Source organism: Kiloniellales bacterium (assembly GCA_030064845.1).
Taxonomy (GTDB): domain Bacteria; phylum Pseudomonadota; class Alphaproteobacteria; order Kiloniellales; family JAKSDN01; genus JASJEC01.
Map to the genome: position 1 here is coordinate 1 of JASJEC010000120.1, position 5,506 is coordinate 5,506.

Genomic DNA, 5,506 nt, shown 5'->3' on the forward strand with positions numbered 1-5,506 from the left:
CTGGAGCTACCGCTCCTGGCCATGGAGCACCACTACATCGTGACCGAGGAGGTGCCCGAGGTCGCCGAGCACGGCAAGGAGATGATCAAGGCGATCGACTTCGAGGGCGAGATCTACCTGCGCCAGGAGGGCAAGGGCGCGCTCATGGGCACCTACGAGCGCGACGGCGTGCCCTGGGCCGAGCGCGAGACGCCCTGGGACTTCGGCCACGAGCTGCTGCCGCCGGACATCGACCGCATCGCCGCCAGCCTCGAGGTCGGCTTCAGCCACTTCCCGCCGCTCGAGCGCGCCGGCATCAAGCAGATGATCAACGGGCCCTTCACCTTCGCGCCCGACGGCAACCCCCTGGTCGGCCCGGTCCGGGGGCTCAAGAACTACTGGTCGGCCTGCGCGGTCATGGCCGGGTTCAGCCAGGGCGGCGGCGTCGGCCTGTCGCTGGCCAACTGGATGGTCGACGGCGACCCGGGCATGGACGTCTGGGCGATGGACGTGGCGCGCTACGGCGACTGGGCGACGATGGCCTACACCAACGCCAAGGTGCGCGAGAACTACTCGCGCCGATTCCGCATCTCCTATCCCAACGAGGAGCTGCCGGCCGGGCGGCCGCTGCGCACCACGCCGGTCTATTCCCGCCTCAAGGAGAAGGGCGCCGTGTTCGGCGCGGCCTACGGGCTGGAGACGGCGCTCTGGTTCGCACCCGAGGGCATGGAGCCCTACGAGGAGCCGACCTTCCGCCGGTCCAACGCCTTCGGGCCGGTCGCCGAGGAGTGCCGCGCCGTGCGCGAAGGGGTCGGCATCATCGAGACCTCCAGCTTCGGCAAGTACCGGGTGACCGGGCCGGGCGCCGAGGTCTGGCTCTCCGGCATGATGGCCAACCGCATGCCGCGCGAGGGCCGCATGGTGCTGACGCCCATGCTCAACCCCAACGGCCACCTGATCGGCGACTTCACCATCGCCAAGGCCGGCCCCGAGGATTTCCTGATCCTCGGCTCGGGCATCGCCGAGACCTACCACCTGCGCTGGTTCGACGCCCACCTGCCGGAGGACGGCAGCGTGACCCTGCGCTGCGTCGCCAGCGAGCTGACCGGCTTCTCGATTGCCGGGCCGCGGTCGCGCGAGCTGCTCACGCGCCTGACCCACGACGACCTCTCCAACGAGGCCTTCCCCTTCCTGTCGTTCCGCCGGATGGAGCTGGGCATGGTGCCGGCCATGGTCGGCCGCATCACCTTCACCGGAGATCTCGGCTACGAGATCTGGGTGCGGCCCGACTTCCAGCTCGCGCTCTACGAGGCGCTGCTGGAGGCCGGCGAGGATCTCGGCCTGCGCCACTTCGGCGGCCGCGCGCTCAATTCGCTCCGCCTCGAGAAGAGCTTCGGCAGCTGGACCCGGGAGTTCACCCCGGACTACACGCCGCTGCAGGCCGGGCTCGACCGCTTCGTCGACCTACGCAAGAACCAGTTCGTCGGCCGCGACGCGGTCCTGCGCGAGAAGGAAGCGGGCCCGGCGCGCAAACTGATCACCCTGGATGTCGCGGTCGAAGGCCTCGACGCGGTCGCCAACGAGCCGGTCTGGCACGGCGGCGAGGTGGTCGGCTGGGTGACCTCGGCCGGCTACGGCAATGTCGTCGGCAAGTCCATCGCGCTTGCCTACGTCCCGAGCGAAGCGGTCAACGGCGGCGCCTTCGAGGTCGAGATCCTGGGCGAGCGTTACCCGGCGGCGCGCAGCGAGGCCGCGCTGTTCGACCCCGAGGGCAGCCGCATGCGCGGCTGACCGGCGCCCTTCTGCGTCTTCGCCTCCGCCGCGACGAGATGTGGCATTTGCCATATCGACGGGTGTCACGGGGTTGATAGGTAGAGGCCAACTAGTTCAGGCGGCGACTCATGGCCCAGGTAAGCTTCTTACGCGGCGCCGCGGCGCTGCTCGCCGGCGCCCTGCTGCTGACGAGCGCCTGCGTGCCGGTCCGCGACGATTCGGAGCCCGCTGCGGGAATCACCCCGATTACCGGTTTCGGCAATCCCGAAGACCTCGCCCTTGTGGTCGGGAGCGATTGGCTGGTCGTCAGCGAGTTTCGGCACAAGAATCAGGACGTGCCGGGCAGGCTGGTGTTCTACCGCGTATCGGACGGCAAGCGCAGCGAGGCGAGTCTTTCCCTGACGATCGACGGCGAGGTCTGGGGTGACGAGGCCTGTTCGAAACAGCCCCAGGACCCGAAGGGTTTCCGTCCCCACGGCATCGATATCGTCGAGCGGGACGGCGTGCTCAGGCTTCTCGTCGTCAATCATCACTTCGAGCTCGAAGACGCGCGCGCGCAGGAGCGGATCGATCTCTTCGAGGTCTTCCCGTCGAAGGATGAACCCACTTTGGGCTGGCGGGGCTGCGTGCCGCTGCCGGAGAACACGCGACCGAACGACGTTGCCGCGCTGCCCGACGGCGAGGGCTTCGTTGTCACCAACATGGGGAGCTCGTTCTGGTTCGTCCTGAGAGCGGCACTGGGCCTGGATACGGGCGAGGTCTGGGCTTGGGCGAGCGACCGCTGGGACTGCAACCGGGAGTCAGGTTCGCCGGACCGCTGGTGCAAGGTACCTGGAACGGAGTCCTCTCTGCCCAACGGGGTCGCCATCAGTCTCGACGGTCGGCACCTCTATTTCTCGGCCTACATAGACCGCCGTGTGTTCCGGATAACCAGCGGCGAAAGGCCGCCCGTGGCTTCGGAAAGGCTTGCGATCACGCCGGACAACCTGACCTGGGCGCGGGACGGCCGATTGCTGACCGCGGGATCGACGGTGTCTCCGCTTCGCCTCTTGCCGTGCAGAGAAAACCTCGAGAGCGGGTACTGCGGCGCGCCCTTCAAGGTTCTCTCCCTGGATCCCGAGGATCTGGAGGAATGCGTCGTGCTGGCCCATGACGCCGAACGTGCCGCTGGCTTTCCTTCCGTCGCCGTGGACCTCGGCGACGCCCTCTATCTCGGAACGCCGACGGGTGACCGCATCGCGCGTGTGGAAACACCGCAAGGCGACCCCTGCGCTGACAGCCGGAACTGAAAGGCGGACCGGGCTTCTAAGGATACAGCGGCCTGGTCGAACCCCCTTTTGTCATGCCCGGACGTGATCCGGGCATCCAGACCTTTTGGCGTCCGAACCTGCGGTTGCCCTGGATGGCCGGATCACGTCCGGCCATGACAGGTGGGTGTACTATCGGCAGAACCTCTTCGGGCCGCGCGCGGGAAGCCGGCGAAGCCCTGTCAGTCGCTCGCCCGTCCACCCCCCTTTTGTCATGCCCGGACGTGATCCGGGCATCCAGGCCCTGTTCCCGAGCGGCCATGATAAGGGGCCGTGGGGAGTAAAAACGTCTCAGATCTCAAATAAATACTATTGATATTAAGATATATACTTAATTGCTAGAACAAATGTATACAAAAAAACTGAGAGTATTTGGATTTTTACCAGATAGTTTTAATAGTCCTTAAACCTTCTCGAATAGCGTGGCTCTAACGATTACAAGGTTATGGAGAGGTAAGCGATGCGCTGGTCACCGGATTTTGCGGCTTGGAAGGGGCGACTGAAGGCCGCATACCGTCGTTTACCGTTCTGCGAACGCGGGGCGTCTTTCCCGCTATTGGCCGTCCTGACCATCCCGATCGTGGGCATCATCGGCCTCACCATCGACTCCGGGCGCGGCTACCTGGTGAAGGCCCGGATGGGCGACGCCCTCGACGCCGCCATGCTGGCGGCCGCGCACGTCAAGGACGAAAAGAAGATCGACGCCGAGATCCGGAAGTACTTCGACGCCAACTTCCCGCCGGGCTACATGGGCGCCACCGTGACCCTGACCGAAGCGGACGTCGACCTCGTCGCCGGCACGATCGATGTCAGCGCGTCCGCCACCATGGGCACCACCTTCATGCGCATTTTCGGCAGGGATTCCGTGGAGGTTGGCACGGGCACCCAGATCACCCGCGAGACCGTCAGCATGGACGTGGTGCTGTCCATGGACATGTCTGGCTCGATGGGTTTCTTCGATATGAGCACGTTCAGCACGCGTATCGCCGCCGCCCGGACAGCCGCCTTCACCCTGGTCGACGTGCTTTACGGCAACAAGACCGCCTCGGACCTTCTGACCATCGGCCTCGTGCCCTGGAACGGCGCGGTCAACGTCTGGGAGGACGGCACGACGTTCAGCTCCTCCTCGCCCACGTCGGTGGGGAGCTTCACCAACCCCTGGGAGGGCAGTTCTCAAACCCAGCTCTACTACGCGAACAATACGCCCGTTCCCCTTCTGGAAAGCCCCTACAGCAATTGGAACGGCTGCATCTATGCCCGCTACAAGAACTCGCTCAACAATCCCAACGGCATCGCGGACAACCGGCTCGGCCCGCTCACCACGACCGACGGCACGGCTTGGCTGGGCTGGCAGCCGATACATGATAGCGACTCGGATTGCGAAGACTGCTACGATGATTGCCTGAGCCACGGCATCACCCGCCTGACCGACCAGCGGACCGAGATCGAGGACGCGATCACCGCCCTGACCAGCCCGCAAGGCGTGACCAACATCGCCCAGGGTCTGGCCTGGGCTTGGCGCGTGGTCTCGCCGGGCGAGCCCTTCGCCGACGCGGATCCTTTCCCCACGGGCCTCCACGAGCGCGCCATCGTCCTGCTCACCGACGGCGCGCAGACCGGCGCTAGCAACGACGGCTACGACGCTGCCTTCGGCACAGGCGACGACGCGGGTCCCGACGGCATGAACGCCCGCCTGGAGGCGGTCGCCCAGAGCGTCAAGGACAGCGGCATCAAGATTTACGTGATCCAGTTCGCCAACAGCAGCGGCCCCCTGCGGGAACTTCTGGAAAGGGTCGCCTCGAAGCCCAAGGCGCCCTACTACCACTTCGCGCCCAACGGCGAGGCCTTGAACACCGCGTTCGAGGAGATCGCCGACGATCTGTCAGCTTTGAGGATCTCGCGATGATGATTGCTGCTCTCCGCCACCGCCTCGCGCGTCTCGGACGCCGCTCGGACGGCCTGGCCGCCGTCGAGTTCGCCTTGATCGCCCCCGCCATGCTGCTGCTGGCCGTGGGCACCTTGGAGGTGGGCATGATCTTCTTCGGCAACACGCTGCTCGAGGGCGGCCTGCGCGAGGCCGCGCGCTACGGCCTGACCGGCGCGCCGCCACCGTCGGGCACGCGCGAGGGCTACGTCGTCGACGTGATCAACTCCAACGGCGCCGGCATGGTCAAGATCACCGAGGATGACATCAGCACCCTGGTCTACCCGAACTTCACCTCGATCGGCGTGCCCGAGCCCTTCGACGACATCAACGGCAACGAGACATACGACGGCGGCGAGCCCTTCACCGACATCAACTGCAACGGCCAGTGGGACGAGGACATGGGCCGGGCCGGCGTTGGTTCCGGCGGCGAGGTCGTGGTCTACACCGTGACCTACGAGATGCCCATGATGACCGGCCTGCTCGACTCGATGATGGGCGAGGGCGGCAAGGTCCCCTTGTC

The 5,506-nt window shown here is 66.0% G+C and carries 4 protein-coding genes; all 4 read left to right on the top strand.

Features of this window, described 5'->3' with window-relative positions; genetic code table 11:
* Nucleotides 1-1,770, top strand: a 1,770-nt coding sequence (locus tag QNJ67_23580) for an FAD-dependent oxidoreductase (GenBank protein ID MDJ0611974.1), incomplete at its 5' end; no start/stop codon positions are given.
* Between the two features lie 110 nt (nucleotides 1,771-1,880).
* Nucleotides 1,881-3,041 carry a hypothetical protein gene (locus QNJ67_23585; GenBank protein ID MDJ0611975.1) on the top strand — a complete coding sequence of 387 codons (1,161 nt, stop codon included), beginning with the start codon at nucleotides 1,881-1,883 and terminating at the stop codon, nucleotides 3,039-3,041.
* A gap of 478 nt (nucleotides 3,042-3,519) precedes the next feature.
* Nucleotides 3,520-4,965 carry a pilus assembly protein TadG-related protein gene (locus tag QNJ67_23590; GenBank protein ID MDJ0611976.1) on the top strand — a complete coding sequence of 482 codons (1,446 nt, stop codon included), beginning with the start codon at nucleotides 3,520-3,522 and terminating at the stop codon, nucleotides 4,963-4,965.
* Nucleotides 4,962-5,506, top strand: a 545-nt coding sequence (locus QNJ67_23595) for a pilus assembly protein (protein ID MDJ0611977.1), incomplete at its 3' end; no start/stop codon positions are given. The genes QNJ67_23590 and QNJ67_23595, both read left to right, overlap by 4 nt.